We start from the raw sequence: 15,957 nt of genomic DNA on the forward strand, positions 1-15,957 counted from the left end.
AGTTGTTTATGAATATATTAGTTACAGGTGGAGCTGGATTTATTGGAAGTAATTTCATTCACTATATGTTAAAAAACTATGAAACATATAAAATCATTAATTACGATGCATTAACATATAGCGGGAATTTAAATAATGTAAAGTCTATTCAAGAAAATCCTAACTACTCATTTGTAAAAGGGAAAATCCAAAATGGAGAGCTGCTGGAACATGTTGTTAAGGAACGTGACGTGCAAGTAATTGTAAATTTCGCAGCTGAATCACATGTGGATCGTAGTATTGAAAACCCAATTCCTTTTTATGATACGAATGTAATAGGTACAGTCACGCTGTTGGAGTTAGTGAAAAAATATTCACATATTAAACTCGTGCAAGTATCAACAGATGAAGTATACGGTTCTTTAGGGAAAACAGGAAAGTTTACCGAGGAAACCCCGCTAGCTCCTAATAGTCCATATTCTTCAAGTAAAGCGAGTAGCGACATGATAGCCTTATCTTATTATGAAACGTATCAATTACCGGTTATTATAACGCGTTGTTCTAATAACTACGGACCGTACCAATATCCTGAGAAATTAATTCCGTTAATGGTTACGAATGCGCTTGAAGGAAAGAAACTACCATTATATGGTGATGGATTGAATGTAAGGGATTGGCTGCATGTAACGGATCATTGTAGTGCAATTGACACCGTTTTGCATAAGGGATGTGTAGGAGAGGTGTATAATATCGGCGGAAATAACGAAAAAACAAATGTAGATGTTGTGGAACAAATTATAAAACTTTTAGGAAAAACGAAAAAAGATATTGAATTTGTAACAGACCGTTTAGGTCACGACCGTCGTTATGCGATTGATGCACAAAAAATGAAGAATGAGTTTGAATGGGAACCGAAGTATACGTTCGAACAAGGATTAAAAGAAACGGTGGAATGGTATAAAAACAATGTAGACTGGTGGAAACCACTAAAAGAAAAGTAAGGGGCATGTAGATGAAAGAACGGATTATCATAACGGGAGCGAACGGTCAGCTAGGGAAGCAACTACAAGAAGAGTTGAATTCTGAGGAATATGACATATATCCATTTGATAAAAAGTTATTAGATGTAACAAATATATCCCGAATTAAGCAAGTGGTACAAGAAATAAAGCCACATACAATTGTTCATTGTGCAGCGTATACGAAGGTAGATGGTGCTGAGAAAGAACAGGATCTTGCTTACTTAATAAATGCGATTGGAGCTCGAAATGTAGCGGTTGCTTCACAATTAGTAGGGGCTAAGTTAGTGTATGTCAGTACCGATTATGTATTTCCAGGTGACAAACCGGATGGCTATCATGAATTTCATAATCCAGCACCGATAAATATATATGGAGCTTCTAAATTTGCAGGAGAGCAGTTCGTAAAAGAGTTACATAATAAATATTTTATAGTTCGTACATCGTGGTTGTATGGTAAGTATGGAAATAATTTTGTGAAAACGATGCTACGATTAGGAAAAGAGAGAGAAAACATATCTGTTGTAGCGGATCAAATTGGCTCTCCTACGTACGTGGCAGATTTAAATATAATGATTAATAAGCTCATTCACACTTCTTTATACGGTACGTATCACGTATCCAATAGAGGATCATGTTCTTGGTTTGAATTTGCCCAAAAAATATTTTCGTATGCAAATATGAAAGTGAATGTATTACCTGTTTCAACTGAAGAATTCGGATCGGCGGCTGCGAGACCAAAATATTCTATCTTTCAACATAACATGCTACGATTAAATGGTTTTTTACAAATGCCTACTTGGGAAGAAGGATTAGAAAGGTTTTTTATAGAAACAAAAAGTCATTAACAAATTTATGTTAGTGACTTTTTTGTTTGCCTTTAAGAGGTTTTATGGTACTATAATTATAGTATCAGGTACTAATAACAAGTATAAGTATTTCTGGGAGGATATATCATGGAACTATTACAAGGGAAAACATTTGTTGTTATGGGCGTTGCGAACCAAAGAAGTATTGCATGGGGAATTGCTCGCTCTTTGCATAATGCAGGTGCAAAATTAATATTCACATATGCAGGAGAGCGTTTAGAAAGAAACGTTCGTGAACTAGCGGAAACATTAGAAGGACAAGAATCACTTGTATTACCTTGTGATGTAACGAATGATGAAGAACTTACAGCTTGCTTTGAAACTATTAAGCAAGAAGTTGGTACAATTCACGGTGTTGCACACTGTATTGCTTTTGCAAATCGTGATGATTTAAAAGGCGAATTTGTAGATACTTCTCGCGATGGATTTTTACTTGCACAAAATATTAGTGCATTCTCTTTAACAGCTGTAGCAAGAGAAGCGAAGAAAGTGATGACAGAAGGCGGAAATATTTTAACTTTAACATACCTTGGCGGCGAGCGCGTTGTGAAAAACTATAACGTTATGGGTGTTGCGAAAGCTTCGTTAGAAGCTAGCGTGAAATATTTAGCGAACGATTTAGGACAACATGGCATTCGCGTTAACGCTATTTCTGCAGGACCAATTCGTACGTTATCTGCGAAAGGTGTAGGCGACTTTAACTCAATCTTAAAAGAAATTGAGGAACGCGCACCACTTCGTCGTGCGACGACTCCAGAAGAAGTTGGAGATACAGCAGTATTCTTATTCAGTGATTTAGCACGCGGAGTAACAGGTGAAAACATTCATGTTGATTCAGGATATCATATTTTAGGATAAATATAATAGGAATTAAAGTTTAAAAAGGACAGTCTCTAAACGTTGAGACTGTCCTTTTTAATTGTTCCCAGAAAGAACGATTTTTAACGAAAGTTCTAGCCACGTTATGAATATAACTATAATAGTACACGATTTATCCAGCTACGTATGGAAGTGGGAGGGACGAGTGTGAAGAATAAAAATAAAAGTTCAACAGTTGGAAAACCGTTGTTATATATTGCACAAGTAAATTTAGAACTCGCTGCACCGAAAATAAAAAGAATTATTTTAACGAATTTCGAAGATGAGGATCAAAAAGAGCAAAGTAACAGAAATGAAAGTATTGTAAGTAGTGCTGTGGAAGAAGTGGTAGAACAAGAGAAACAAGAACCACGAGAGGAGCCTAAAGTGGAGGTGGAAGAAAAAGTAGAGGAAGAGCAAGTGAGAACGGTCCCTTACAATAAATCCTTTAAGGATATGAATAATGAAGAAAAAATTCATTTTTTATTAAATCGTCCTCATTACATTCCAAAAATAAGATGTAGAATAAGAACGACGACCGTCTCATATATAGGATCGATTATATCTTACCGTAATGGCATTGTATCCATTATGCCACCAAATAGTATGAGAGATATTCGATTATCTATAGAAGACATCAAATCGATTGATATGGCCGGCTTTTAAATATGTAAAGGTGGTAGAAAGCTTCTACCACCCCAATAGTTTTTTAGTTTACTTAACTATAGAAACGTCGCGTAAGCACTGAATAGCACAGAAGCAGCTTAAATCAACAGTAATGCAAGTAGATGTCGAGATTAATCTTGCATTTGGTATAGCTAAAAACGTACAAATTGGATCGTCGCCAGGTGGTACAGGAGACCCATCACCTAATACTACAGTTAACACACGTAGGACAGCACAGCTATCGTCATCTACGCTTTCTACACGGAAAATTGGAGATTGGCAGCTAGTAAGGCTTGAAGATGGTGCAAATGCTTCAAATGGCGTTCCAGCTTTTGTGTATAAAATAAAAGGGCGTGTATTTGCTACTGCTGCTGTATTGTGTGCTCCTAAAAATGGAATTTCACAACCAGAACCACATGTTGAACTAGAGCAATCTTGTAGTTCATTGATGAATTTTACGACGTCAACTACGCAGTGAGAAGAGCTATGGTGTTTATTTTCGTTACAACTCATTAATGTCACTCCTTATCTTCTTGTTTGTATTTACATTAATAAGATATTGGAGTGGGGTAGATTTGGTCACAATCTTAAGACCTTTTTTTTTAAATAGGCTAAAGAGGATAGGGAAGGTGGAATTATGTTATTTACAAGCTGGCTTTTATTTTTTATTTTTGCGCTAGCTGCATTTAGGTTAACTCGTCTTATTGTTTATGATAAAATTACAGCTTTTTTGCGAAGACCGTTTATTGATGAGTTAGAGATTACAGAGCCTGATGGAAGTGTATCGACTTTTACAAAGGTGAAAGGGAAAGGATTAAGAAAGTGGATTGGAGAATTATTAAGCTGCTATTGGTGTACAGGTGTGTGGGTTAGTGCTTTTTTATTAGTTTTATATAAATGGATTCCTATTGTTGCAGAGCCTGTACTAGCATTATTAGCCATTGCAGGTGCAGCAGCGATCATTGAAACAATTACAGGATATTTTATGGGAGAATAATAAAGTGAAAATTTAATCAGTGTGGGGCATCCCCCGCTAATTATCAGCCCGCACCAATCGGGATAAATCTTCATGATGTTAGAAAAAGCGGAGTTTAAGAGGATGCGGGAACGGAAATAAAGAGTTGTTCATATAGTAAATAGACAGAATTGACAGTAGAGGAGATGTTTGCTGTGAGCAATAATCCAAGGCAAAATTCATATGATCTACAGCAGTGGTATAACATACAGCAACAGCAACAAGCACACCAACAGGCATATCAAGAACAGTTACAGCAACAAGGGTTTGTGAAAAAAAAGGGATGCAACTGTGGGAAAAAGAAGAATACAATAAAACAATATGAAGAATGAAACACTCATGTTACGGTGAGTGTTTTTTATTGTAAAAATAAAAAGCGGTATTTCAATTAAGAAATACCGCTTTTTACTAGCTAATTTGTGCAACTGTTAATGCTGCAGCACGGATGTCTACAGTTCCAAGCAGTTCAACTGGTACAATTTGAATTAAGTCACCAGGGTTTAAGTTAATAAGAATAACACCACTGGATACGTCTACTTCACCAGTACCAATAACGTTAGAGCGAACCGCTGTACCTGATCCAGGAATAATGTTAGCTGGTGTACCTAATGATAAGAAGAAACGACCAGCTTCTGGTGCAGTAGGAACGTTATCAAGACTGATCGTTAATGTATAACTGATTTGATAAATACCAGCTACTTGAATTCGAATACCGTCTCCGACACTTACTGTATTATTTATTACAGGAACAGTAATATTTGGGTTTGGACTTACGCTAGGTAATAGTAGTGGTGTGAATAGTGAAGCGAACTGAGGTGCAGAAGCGTTGAAAGCAAAACCGAAGGCAGGTAGTGTACTAGCTGGTTTCGCCTCACAATCAATGTTATTAAATTCGCAATCAGAAGAGAACATGTTTTTCACTCCTTTATCTGTTTCTACTTTTAGTTAATGAAAAGGACAGGTTCTATGTTCTAGACAAGTTCCCAATTTTATAAAAAATACATAATAATACCTTTTAAGCATGGATTGGGTGGCAGAATCATCTGCCACCCAATCCATGCTTAAATTAGTATTCAGTTTTATATAGAAACATCGCGTAAGCATTGAATAGCGCAGAAGCAACTTAAATCAACAGTAATACAAGAGGAGGTTGATACTAATCTTGCATTTGGTACAGCTAAAAATGTACAGATTGGATCGTCACCAGGTGGTACAGAGGTACCATCACCTAAAACTACAGTTAATACACGCAATACAGCACAGTCATCATCATCTATACTCTCTACACGGAAAATTGGAGATTGGCAGCTAGTAAGGCTTGCAGATGGTGCAAATGCTTCAAAAGGTGTTCCAGCTTTTGTGTATAAAATAAAAGGACGTGTATTCGCTACTGATGCAGTGTTATGTGCTCCTAAAAATGGAACTTCGCAACCAGATCCACATGTTGTGGTTGCACATTCTTGTAGTTCATGTATAAAACGAACGACATTAGATACACAGTTGAAATCACAATCATGGTGTTGATGATCTTCATTACAATTGCAGCTCATTATGTTCACTCCTTATCGTGAGTTCTGACATACACTATTACAATATGAACGGGATATGGTTGATATTACGTTAATTCTCAGGATAGAAACAGGGAATTTATATAGAGGGGATGTACATATCGTGATATGGAAAAAGACACCCATTATTTAATGGATGTCTTTTCAGGTAAATCTTTTTGCGTAGTATATAGAAAACGAGATATATCTAGTTTCTTTCCTCTGAAAAATTGCGGGGAGGAAATGTAAAGTTCTTCTTTTGCGCGTGTAATGGCGACATAGAGTAATCGTCGTTCTTCTTCTAATGCTTCAGAAGTCTCCGTCACACGGTCATTTGCATCTTTTAAAGAAGAAGTATGCGGCAATATACCATCGCTTGCTCCGAGTAAAAAGACGCATGGAAACTCAAGGCCTTTCGCGTTATGAATTGACATAAGCGATACAGCATCTTTTTGCGGCATTGTTTTTAATGCTTCCATTTCTTTTTGACCTTGAATGGCCTCGTTAATAAATTGTAAGTAAGCTGGAATATCCGTAAAGCGAGTTGCTGATTCCATTAATTCTTCTAACATTTCTTCTTGTATGTCCTTATGCATCGTAAAGGAAGAACGATCATTACTTTGTAAGTACTCTAAATACTTTCCTTTACCATGAATAATTTCTTTCAATGCTTTTTTCGGTTCAAGTTCTTTTATAAACTTAATAAAATCGATTCGCTCATTTACTTTTTTAACTTGAAAAGGTTTCAAGCTTGGGTTTAGTAATAGAAAATGAAGAAGAGAAGGGAAACGGCCCTCACCATATTTCCATTGTTCACGTTCAATAAATGAAATGCACTCATCACGGCCAATATACATTGTTGGTAATATATTTGAAAGTGATTCGAGGCGGAACGGTTCAAGCACGAGTCGTAAGTGATCTAATACGGGCCTAATTAAAGAATGTTCGTAGAACGATTGGCTCGCTCCATGTTTAATAAATGGAATCTTATGAATTGTAAGCTGATCAAGTAAAGAACGGCTTACAGAATGTGTACGATATAATAAACAAAAATCTTTATAATTTCGTTCACCACTATCTACTTTTTCCTGAATGAGTTGCAAAATTTGATTTGCTTCATCAAGAGTTGTCGCAGGTCGTGCATAAAACGGCTGTATGCCATCGTTACGAACAGAATATAGCTCTTTATCAAAACGTTCTTGATTGAGCTTAATAACTTCATTTCCAAGTCCTACGATAAATGGATTAGATCGATAATTCGTATTAAGTGCGATAATCGTAGTATTATCAAATTCCTTTGGAAAAGATAAAATAATTTGGTGACTTGCCCCTCGCCAGCCGTAAATCGCTTGATCGTCATCACCTGCGATAAATAAATTATTTCTCGGCGTGGCTAACAATTTTACAATTTCATATTGTGCATACGACGTATCTTGAAACTCATCTACTTCAATGTAATGAAAACGCTCTTGTAATTGAGTAAGCAGGGGAGCGTTATTTTCTAACATATAATACATTTCTAATAAGATGTCGTCAAAATCGATATAATTGTGTCGTTGTTTTACCTCTTCGAAACGTTCGTATACTTCTTTGAACTCTTGTTCAACCGGTGTTTTCGCTTTTACATCTTTCGGACGATTCAATTTGTTTTTCTCAAGTGAAATCATAGCGAGTATCGTTTCGGCATCATAATCGTCTTTTAAGCGCAATTCTTTCAAAATTTTCTTTATCATAATTTGTTTATGTTTTTCATTTGCTAAAATTTGCTGATTATATCCTTGACTACGAAGCAATTTTAAAAAGACAGAGTGGAATGTACCAGCAACGACATAGCTACTTGCAGCATGATTCATACCAGGTAAATTCGCTACACGGCTTCGAATTTCTTCAGCTGCTTTTTGTGTAAACGTCAGCAGCAAAATATTTCGCGGATGGACATGTTTTACATTAACTAAATAACCAACGCGAGTTGTTAAAACAGATGTTTTACCACTTCCAGCACCAGCTAGTGTAAGGACAGGTCCTTCTGTCGTTTGCACTGCTTCTAACTGTTTTTCATTTAAATAAACACCTTGCTGTTCTAAAGCGCGGAAATACGCCGCATCTGCATCTTCTTTCATAATTAAATGGGTAGATGTTTTCGGAATATGATACGCCGCTTGCGGAATGCCAGCGTGTGTTAACGGTTTTTGTGAAAATTTTTCTTGTGTCATATATTCACCTTCAAAACTATAGCATCAACATTTAACTTTAGCGGAAGAAAAAGAAAATAGCAATGTAAAAAACAGGAGGGGCTACCTCCTGCTACAAAATTATAATTCTTTTATCATTACGACGTGCGGGATATTTGCTTCCATAAACACATCAGAAGCCGTCACGTATCCTAGCTTCTTATAGAAAACTTCAGCATGTGTTTGAGCATGGAGTTTCAATTTCGGTAGAGACTCTTCTTTTGCATGCGCTTCAAGTGCATCCATAATGATTTTGCCAATGCCTTTTTGGCGATGGGAAGCTAGTACGCAAATGCGCTCCATTTTTCCTATTCCATCAACGATGCGGAAGCGACCAGCACCAACTGGAACATCATTATCATATATAACAACGTGTGTTGAAATCTCTTCAAACTCATCATACTCTTCTTCTGCAGAAACCTGTTGTTCATTTACAAATACTTGCTTACGTACAGAGAATGCATCATTTAGTTGTTCGTCCGTTTGTACGATTTGTGCGTGCAAATTAGTTGTTCTCCTTTCCGAGGTGGAATGTTTCATGTACAGTCCACGTTCCATTTTCTAATTGGTATAGAAGGTGGAAACGATCGATTGGTTGCTCATAATAGAAATCTTTCATACGTAATCGACCTAATACATCAGCGTGCTCTGCGTCTGATAAGTCTTGACCGATTGTTAAATGAGGTACGAAAGAGTACTCGCGCTCTTGTGTAAAGAAACCATTATGCATTTCTTCATTTAAGAAAGTAAGTTCAGGTGTTTTTTCTACTTTAAAATAAAGAACATTATTAACAGGTGCGAATGAACCGACTTTCCCAACATGAAGGGTGAAAGGGTTCGTTTTATTTGCGATTGTATGTAACTCATTCACAATCGATTCTAATTGTTCATCTTGCGTCTCAAAGGGTGTTTTCAATGTAATATGTGGCGGAACTAATGCGTAATGCGGATCATAACGTTTACGTAATCCGTTCGCTTTATCTTGAATCATTTTTGATGGAAAAATTACAATTCCTAATTTCATGTTCCAATTCCTCCCTTTGCAAGTCTAGTTAGATTTTGAGAATAAATCTCTTTATCTATTATATCAAATTATTCTGAATACCGCTCTCTATTATTTCATTGATAGAATATGAGAAAATGCTTTTGGTAAATCTGCTTGCCAATATTTCCATGTGTGATTCCCTTCAAACTCTTCATAATGCGTGATGAAATTTCTATCTGTAAGTAGTTTATTTAACTCGCGATTTGGTTCTACGAAATCAGATACTTGTCCGTCTGTACGCTTGACAGCTGTTTCTTCGGTCCCAATTACGTGATAAAGATCTAGCGCCCCCGGATTTTTGAAATCTTTTGCTAAGTTCATGACTGTTTCATCAACAAATGGTGATTGCATAACGACCTTACCAAATGTATGCGGATACATAAGTGCGGTCATGAAGGAAACTGTACCGCCGAGAGAATCTCCAATTAAAACGCGTCCTTTACCCATTTGATACGTTGGATAATTTGCATCAATATATGGAGCAAGCTCGTGAGCAAGGAAGCGAATGTAAGCAGCATTCTTTACATCATTTGGGAAATATTTTTCCTTACGATCGTGTACATTTTTATATGGAATACCGACAATAATTGTGCGGTCAATTTCTTCAGTTTCGCGAAGGCGCTCAATTACACGGTGCGCTTTACCAAGCTGAAAATAATCTCTACCATCTTGTGCAATAACAACCGTATGCTTATGGAGAGGTGTGTAATTTACTGGTAAATAAACAAGAAGTGTAAGCTCCTCTTGAAGTGATGTACTAAAAAATGAAATTTCTTCAATTCTCCCTATTGTTTGATTCATGTATATCCCCCTAAATAAAAATTTACTGTAATGATTGTAAGAGCGACGCTTGTAGTGAAAAGGAAAGAAATAATCACTAATAGGTGCCTTAATTTCTATTTTACCATAATGGTACGAAGAATCTAAAAAATTAGTATTTAAGTTGTGAAAGAAAACGGATATAATGAAGTGGGATTTTTTACAGGTGAGAGGGGAGACAGGATTTGAAACAAGAAAGATCAATCGCACTACCACTAGCAATTTCCATTATAGCAATTTCATTCGCAGCTGTTTTTGCAAAGATGTCCTCAGCACCATCTTCCGTTTTAAGTATGTATCGATTATGGATTATCGTACTTATTATGCTGCCGATCGTTTGGAAAAAACGGGAAGAGTTTAGTAGGATTCAAATAAAAGATTGGGGATTTTTAATTGGATCTGGTTTCTTTTTAGCTCTTCATTTTCTTCTATGGTTTGAATCCTTAAAGCATACGACAGTTGCTAGTTCGACGATTATTTTAGCACTTCAACCGATCGTATCTTTAGTGGGAGGTTTTTTCTTATTTAAAGAAAGAACAACCTATTCAGCAATTGCGACGATGGGAATTGCGATACTAGGCGTAATGTGTATTGGCTGGGGAGATTTAGGGCTAAGTGAGCAAGCAATTTATGGGGATATATTATCCTTTTTAAGTGTAATAGCAGTTGTCGGTTATTTATTTATCGGACAAACGACAGTAAAGAAAGTATCTCATTGGATTTATAGTTTCACTGTATTTGCCTTCGCTGGTATATTTATAGCGATTTATAACGTTATACTTCAAGTGCCATTTACAGGCTATACGAAGTGGGATTGGAGTATTTTTCTTTTACTTGCGATTGTACCGACAGTGTCACACGTCATTAATAATTGGTTATTAAATTACGTAAATGCAACAACGATTTCAATGAGCATTTTAGGAGAACCAGTTGGGGCATCTATACTAGCGTTCTTCTTACTTGGAGAAAAATTAAATGCAATGCAAATTATCGGTAGCATGCTCGTATTGTTTGGTGTATCTGTTTTCTTACTACAGCAACAAAAGCGAACAGCAAAAAATGTGGTGAACGAACCGGCTTATACACAGGAATTATAACGAGTTTATTCTAATATACGAAAAGAGAAGTTATTGGTAACTTCTCTTTTTTTTGTTCCATGCAGAAAATAAAACAGATTAATAGGGGGAATTCCCGCCATGTAGCATGAAAAAAGATAATATATAGTGGAGTTAAATCATACGTTTCTCATACAAATATAGAGGGGGAAGGAGAGACCAAATGAAAGAGACTTTAATGAAATACATGACAAATCTTACAACATTAAGTGAAGAGCAGCAGCGCATGATCGTAGAAGAATTACAAATTGAAGAGTATAAAAAAGGAACAGTGCTCTTAAGACAAGGAGATGTTCCGTCTAAATGTTATTTTGTATTAAAAGGATGCGTGAGGCAACATTGTATAGATGAATCTGGAAAAGAAGTTACATCAAATTTTTATACAGAAGAACAAGCAATCGCAAATTTCAATCATCATAAACAAGATAAATTATCCCCACATACGTTAACGTGCCTAGAAGATTGTCTAGTTGTAGTTGGCGATCTGTATAGTGAAAAGGACATGTATAAGAAATATTCACAGTTAGAAGAAATGACGCGCCAAATGATTGAATACAATTTTGGTGAAGTACAAGAAGAACTTACATTATTTATTACATCGACACCAGAAGAGCGCTACAAATCATTATTACAAAAACGACCGCATTTAATCGATCGTGTTCCTCAATATCAATTGGCAAGTTATCTAGGTATTACGCCAGAATCATTAAGCAGAATTAAGAAACGACTCAAACAGTAGAGTTTTTTCCACCTCTAAGCAATAGCCATATACTAAATCCTAGTTCACCTGTGATCATCGGTAGTTGAAAGACAACGTTAAGAATGGAAATAATCGCATCATATTGTGAAAACATCGTATTCATTACGTTAATGATGATATAGCCGATTGCAGCAATGAGCAGTAATATACTAATAGTCTTCGGTATGTTTTTAGATTGAAAGGTTACATATCCTAAGGTGAGAAGATGTAAGCCGAAAATGATTAATCCTACAGACCAAATGTATTCAAAAGCTTCTAGAAATAACATTGTATATGCTTCTGAATTAGCAACTGTGCTTTTTGAAAGAAGTAATACAAATGTTAAATTGAATATAGCAATCCCAAGTATAGCTGTATACATAAGACGAAGACAGGCAGCTAGTAATGAGAGGCTAGTATGGATAGGTTTTAGAAAGAAATAAAGAGCCCACGAGGCGATAATATCCGTAATAAAAATGATAATCCATCCGAAAATTTCTGCTTTGAAAAGTGAACTTGAAGTTTGAATATTATGGAGTGTCGTGCTCGCATTACTTGGTACAACGAGATTTCCGTGAACAAAACCGTAAGAAAAAAATGCAGTGAATGCCATGATAAGAAGAGAAGTGCCTGCAAATAAGGCAAAATTTCGCTCAGTCATAATACGTCCTCCTATTCTAATGTTGTTTTCATTGTAATAGGGAAGAGGAGGAGATTCATTGACTTAAATCAAGGGAGAGGAAGTTTAGTGGAATTTCCATCAAAAAAAGATGTATGGTTATATCCGATTTTTTTCGTTGTCATTGGAGCGTGTTTTGCTCCCATATTTGCAGGGAGAGAATATTTTCTTTTATTTTTTACAATTCCGTTGGCTATACTGTTTAGTTGGAGTTGGTTTTCAACAAAATATATCGTTAAGGAAGAAATAATTATGATTACATCAGGTCCGGTTAAAAAGCGTATATTTATACGAGACATAAAACGAATTTCCAATACAAAAAATCCAATAGCGGCTTATGCGTTATCATTCGATCGATTAGAAATTGTTTACGGATCATATGAAACAGAGATTATTTCTCCTAAAAATAAAGAACAATTTATTAATCTTGTGAAAAGTAAAAATCCGCACATTGAAATAAAGTAAAAGAGTGGCTACGAAGCCACTCTTTTACTTTGGATTTGTCATATAAGGTTGTACATGAATGACGCATAGGTCACGAAATTTTCCTTCAGCAGTTGTAACAATTACGACTGCTCTTCCCGCACTTTGTCCAGTAATCGTCACAGTTTCACCTTTTGGATATATTGTGATGACATCAGAATTCATATTGGTCCAAATAAGTTCTTTATTCGTCGCTTGCATTGGTAAAACGGAAGCTGATAACTCAGTACTTTGCCCAGTTTTTATTTTTAACTTATTTTTTTCCATATGAACACCGATAACTGAAATAACAGAAGGAGCAATTGAAATTTTGGGTGGATTAGGTTGAATGTTTAAACGAGAAGCAGAAGTATTTGTAATAGGTGAAAATTTTCTTATGTGTTGTTGCTGGAAAGCTGCTAACATGTTGGAGTCCCCTTTCTGTATAAGTGCTAATACTAATACTATAAAGGAGTAGTGTTATGTTAAATTTAACGAAACATAAAGAATTTGTTAAATTTGAGAAGAAGATTGTCGAACTGTAATAAAAAAAGCTCTGCTGTTACGATAACAGCAAAGCTTTTTTATAGACTATGACTATGTTGTTTTTCGAAATCCTCAAATTGCTCTTCAACCTCTTTTGAAGGTTGAGTTAGTAAACTAACGATTATGATTGCTAGTAAACTAATTGTGAAACCAGGAATCATTTCATATAAGAAGTTTGTTAAGAATTTAAATTGAGTCCATATAATAACAGTCGCGGCACCAGAAATCATACCAGCAAGCGCGCCCCATTTCGTCATACGTTTCCAATATAGACTTAATAAAATAGCTGGTCCGAATGAAGAGCCAAATCCAGCCCAAGCGTATCCAACAAGAGCTAAAATCGTATCATTTTGTTTAAACGCTAATGCGCACCCAACTAAGGCGATACCAAGAACAGCCATACGACCGACAAATACAAGCTCTTTATCAGAAGCAGAACGTTTAAAGAATGTATGATATAAGTCTTCTGTTACAGCACTTGAAGTAACGAGAAGCTGAGATGAGATTGTACTCATAATTGCAGCTAAAATCGCTGCTAATAAAAATCCAGTAATAAGTGGATGGAATAAAATTTTTCCAAGCTCAAGGAAAATTGTCTCTGGGTTAGATAATGTCAAATCTTGTTGTGAATAGTAGGCAATACCGATAAGACCAGTAAACATAGCTCCGACAACAGAGAAAATCATCCAGCTCATACCAATTCTTCGTGCGCTTTTAAGTTCTTTTACAGAAGAAATTGCCATAAAGCGTACGATAATATGAGGTTGTCCAACATAACCAAGGCCCCATGCGAATAAGGAAACAATTCCTAAAGTGGAGGCACCTTTAAAAATATCTAAACGTGTTGGATCTACAGATCGAATTGTATCAAATGCAGGTCCAAGTCCGTTTGCATTCATAATTGTTACGATAGGAACAAGAATAAGAGCAACTACCATAATGATTCCTTGCACGAAGTCTGTCCAACTTACAGCTAAGAAACCACCAAATAATGTGTAAGCTACAACAACGCCTGCTACAATGAATAATCCAATATGATAGTTCATACCAAATGAATTTTCAAATAATACAGCGCCTGAAACTAGTCCTGAAGCTACATAAAAAGTAAAGAAAATCATAATAACAAGTCCGGATACTAAGCGTAGCATGTGAGATTTGTCGTGGAAACGGTGTTCCAAAAATTCTGGAATAGTAATAGAGTTGTTTGCAATTTCAGAGTAGGTACGTAAGCGAGGAGCGACATAAAGCCAGTTTGCGTATGCGCCTAATGTTAGGCCGATCGCAATCCAACTACTACTTAATCCAACGCTAAACATTGCACCGGGTAATCCCATTAAAAGCCAACCACTCATATCAGATGCTCCAGCACTTAATGCTGTTACTGCGGGGCCTAGTGTACGCCCGCCAAGCATATAATCTGTTAAGTTGGACGTTCGTTTGTAGGCGAAATAGCCGATTACTAACATCCCGAGCATGTAAATAGAGATAGAAGTTAAAGTTAACATCTGCGTACTCATGTAGTTCCCCTTCCTTTTGTCATGTCTTTTGATGCGTTATGCATATTTATAATCTATCATGATTATTCAGAAAAATCCATTCAGAAATATGAATTTTCTGAAATGTAAGCGTTTTTTGACAATGTTTCGCTTTTGTAATATATGATTTTCTGACAAAAAACCTTAATTTTAATAGAGTATTTATTATATTTACATAAAAACAGGTTGTTTTGTCAATATAATATCGAACGAAGAAAAAATATTTTTTTCGAAAAAAGTATTGACTTTTTAGAAACGTGAGGAATATAATGAGTGAAACTTAAAAAAATGCAAGCTTTGATGAAGAAGAGTACACATGATGAACATGTCAGAGAGCTGATGGTTGGTGCGAATCAGTATGGAATTGATGTGGAATGGGCTTCGGAGCTTCCAAACCGAAACGAAAGAAGTAGGCTTTGGCGACATGATCTCATCGATATAAGAGACACGTATTGTTTTTGATACGGTAAAGTGCGTTACGTTTGTAACGAATTAAGGTGGCACCACGGGAGTACCCGTCCTTTCTATAGGATGAGTACTCCCTTTTTGTGTATAAAAAATTAAATATGTTAAATCGTTTAAGTAAGAAGAGTACGTATAATGGAGACGTTACAGAGAGCCGGGAATAGGTGGGAGCCCGGTGCGGTGCCATATACGGAATGGGCTTACGAGAGGTATGCTGAACAATTGTTTTCAGTAGGCAACCCGGGTTCCGCCGTTACAAGGATAAGGTATATATTTTGTACCTGAATAAAGCGGGATGCTTTTGCGTCCAACCTGAGGTGGTACCACGGTAAATTTATCGTCCTCTACATATTTCGATATGTAGGGGA

At 36.2% G+C, this 15,957-nt stretch carries 19 protein-coding genes and 2 other annotated features; of the genes, 9 read left to right on the forward strand and 10 right to left on the reverse strand.

Annotation, left to right across the window (positions count from 1 at the left end; genetic code table 11):
* Window positions 1-8: 8 nt before the first annotated feature.
* The 4 genes from rfbB (at window position 9) to MHH59_RS06170 (ending at window position 3,391) form a co-directional block, all read left to right on the forward strand.
* The gene (gene rfbB, locus MHH59_RS06155; RefSeq protein ID WP_002125972.1) at window positions 9-980 is read left to right on the forward strand and encodes a dTDP-glucose 4,6-dehydratase; all 972 of its coding nucleotides are present in this window, start codon (window positions 9-11) and stop codon (window positions 978-980) included.
* An 11-nt stretch (window positions 981-991) separates the two neighbouring features.
* Window positions 992-1,846, forward strand: coding sequence for a dTDP-4-dehydrorhamnose reductase (gene rfbD / locus MHH59_RS06160; protein ID WP_340850968.1), 855 nt, complete (start codon window positions 992-994; stop codon window positions 1,844-1,846).
* 108 nt (window positions 1,847-1,954) lie between these two features.
* Window positions 1,955-2,725 carry an enoyl-ACP reductase FabI gene (gene fabI / locus MHH59_RS06165; RefSeq protein WP_002011384.1) on the forward strand — a complete coding sequence of 257 codons (771 nt, stop codon included), beginning with the start codon at window positions 1,955-1,957 and terminating at the stop codon, window positions 2,723-2,725.
* A 147-nt stretch (window positions 2,726-2,872) separates the two neighbouring features.
* Complete coding sequence (locus MHH59_RS06170) at window positions 2,873-3,391, forward strand: spore coat CotO family protein (RefSeq protein ID WP_003187999.1); 519 nt, start codon at window positions 2,873-2,875, stop codon at window positions 3,389-3,391.
* 48 nt (window positions 3,392-3,439) lie between these two features.
* Here the strand turns inward: MHH59_RS06170 and exsY are convergent, their stop codons facing one another.
* Window positions 3,440-3,904, reverse strand: a complete 465-nt coding sequence (gene exsY / locus MHH59_RS06175) for an exosporium assembly protein ExsY (RefSeq protein ID WP_002125979.1) — start codon at window positions 3,902-3,904, stop codon at window positions 3,440-3,442.
* A gap of 124 nt (window positions 3,905-4,028) precedes the next feature.
* On the opposite strand from exsY, the gene MHH59_RS06180 reads away from it, so the two are divergent.
* Together MHH59_RS06180 and MHH59_RS06185 are read left to right on the forward strand one after the other, a co-directional pair.
* Window positions 4,029-4,388, forward strand: a complete 360-nt coding sequence (locus MHH59_RS06180; RefSeq protein WP_000899658.1) for a DUF1360 domain-containing protein — start codon at window positions 4,029-4,031, stop codon at window positions 4,386-4,388.
* Between the two features lie 164 nt (window positions 4,389-4,552).
* Entirely contained in the window at window positions 4,553-4,738 is a 186-nt protein-coding gene (locus MHH59_RS06185; RefSeq protein ID WP_033708144.1) for a hypothetical protein, read from the forward strand.
* Window positions 4,739-4,814: 76 nt separating this feature from the next.
* Here the strand turns inward: MHH59_RS06185 and exsF are convergent, their stop codons facing one another.
* The 6 genes from exsF to MHH59_RS06215 all read right to left on the reverse strand — a co-directional run bounded on the left by exsF (window position 4,815) and on the right by MHH59_RS06215 (window position 10,030).
* Window positions 4,815-5,318: an exosporium protein ExsF gene (gene exsF, locus MHH59_RS06190; protein ID WP_002011391.1), complete on the reverse strand. Its 504-nt coding sequence runs from the start codon at window positions 5,316-5,318 to the stop codon at window positions 4,815-4,817.
* A 167-nt stretch (window positions 5,319-5,485) separates the two neighbouring features.
* Complete coding sequence (gene cotY / locus MHH59_RS06195) at window positions 5,486-5,956, reverse strand: spore coat protein CotY (protein WP_002011392.1); 471 nt, start codon at window positions 5,954-5,956, stop codon at window positions 5,486-5,488.
* Window positions 5,957-6,099: 143 nt separating this feature from the next.
* Window positions 6,100-8,166 (reverse strand): ATP-dependent helicase, encoded by a 2,067-nt coding sequence (locus tag MHH59_RS06200; RefSeq protein WP_340850970.1) that lies wholly within the window; start codon window positions 8,164-8,166, stop codon window positions 6,100-6,102.
* Window positions 8,167-8,265: 99 nt separating this feature from the next.
* Window positions 8,266-8,688, reverse strand: a complete 423-nt coding sequence (locus tag MHH59_RS06205; RefSeq protein WP_050000080.1) for a GNAT family N-acetyltransferase — start codon at window positions 8,686-8,688, stop codon at window positions 8,266-8,268.
* A gap of 1 nt (window position 8,689) precedes the next feature.
* The gene (locus MHH59_RS06210) at window positions 8,690-9,208 is read right to left on the reverse strand and encodes a YjcG family protein (RefSeq protein WP_002011397.1); all 519 of its coding nucleotides are present in this window, start codon (window positions 9,206-9,208) and stop codon (window positions 8,690-8,692) included.
* Window positions 9,209-9,298: 90 nt separating this feature from the next.
* Window positions 9,299-10,030, reverse strand: coding sequence for an alpha/beta hydrolase (locus tag MHH59_RS06215; RefSeq protein ID WP_002030493.1), 732 nt, complete (start codon window positions 10,028-10,030; stop codon window positions 9,299-9,301).
* Between the two features lie 203 nt (window positions 10,031-10,233).
* On the opposite strand from MHH59_RS06215, the gene MHH59_RS06220 reads away from it, so the two are divergent.
* Together MHH59_RS06220 and MHH59_RS06225 are read left to right on the forward strand one after the other, a co-directional pair.
* Window positions 10,234-11,145, forward strand: coding sequence for a DMT family transporter (locus MHH59_RS06220; RefSeq protein ID WP_002030492.1), 912 nt, complete (start codon window positions 10,234-10,236; stop codon window positions 11,143-11,145).
* A 181-nt stretch (window positions 11,146-11,326) separates the two neighbouring features.
* Complete coding sequence (locus tag MHH59_RS06225) at window positions 11,327-11,902, forward strand: Crp/Fnr family transcriptional regulator (RefSeq protein ID WP_078178308.1); 576 nt, start codon at window positions 11,327-11,329, stop codon at window positions 11,900-11,902.
* Here the strand turns inward: MHH59_RS06225 and MHH59_RS06230 are convergent.
* Window positions 11,892-12,563: a DUF4386 domain-containing protein gene (locus MHH59_RS06230; protein WP_088038128.1), complete on the reverse strand. Its 672-nt coding sequence runs from the start codon at window positions 12,561-12,563 to the stop codon at window positions 11,892-11,894. The genes MHH59_RS06225 and MHH59_RS06230 overlap by 11 nt on opposite strands.
* Window positions 12,564-12,650: 87 nt before the next feature.
* Between MHH59_RS06230 and MHH59_RS06235 the strand changes: the two genes are divergently transcribed.
* Window positions 12,651-13,046, forward strand: coding sequence for a PH domain-containing protein (locus tag MHH59_RS06235; RefSeq protein ID WP_002186408.1), 396 nt, complete (start codon window positions 12,651-12,653; stop codon window positions 13,044-13,046).
* Window positions 13,047-13,070: 24 nt separating this feature from the next.
* Here MHH59_RS06235 and MHH59_RS06240 read toward each other — a convergent pair whose 3' ends face one another.
* Complete coding sequence (locus tag MHH59_RS06240) at window positions 13,071-13,469, reverse strand: Ig-like domain-containing protein (RefSeq protein ID WP_002125992.1); 399 nt, start codon at window positions 13,467-13,469, stop codon at window positions 13,071-13,073.
* Between the two features lie 158 nt (window positions 13,470-13,627).
* Window positions 13,628-15,106, reverse strand: a complete 1,479-nt coding sequence (putP, locus tag MHH59_RS06245) for a sodium/proline symporter PutP (RefSeq protein ID WP_002125993.1) — start codon at window positions 15,104-15,106, stop codon at window positions 13,628-13,630.
* A 306-nt stretch (window positions 15,107-15,412) separates the two neighbouring features.
* Window positions 15,413-15,650: a binding site (T-box leader), on the forward strand.
* 42 nt (window positions 15,651-15,692) lie between these two features.
* Window positions 15,693-15,937: a binding site (T-box leader), on the forward strand.
* Window positions 15,938-15,957 lie beyond the last annotated feature (20 nt).

This window comes from Bacillus sp. FSL E2-0195 (genome assembly GCF_038003645.1).
GTDB lineage: Bacteria > Bacillota > Bacilli > Bacillales > Bacillaceae_G > Bacillus_A > Bacillus_A mycoides.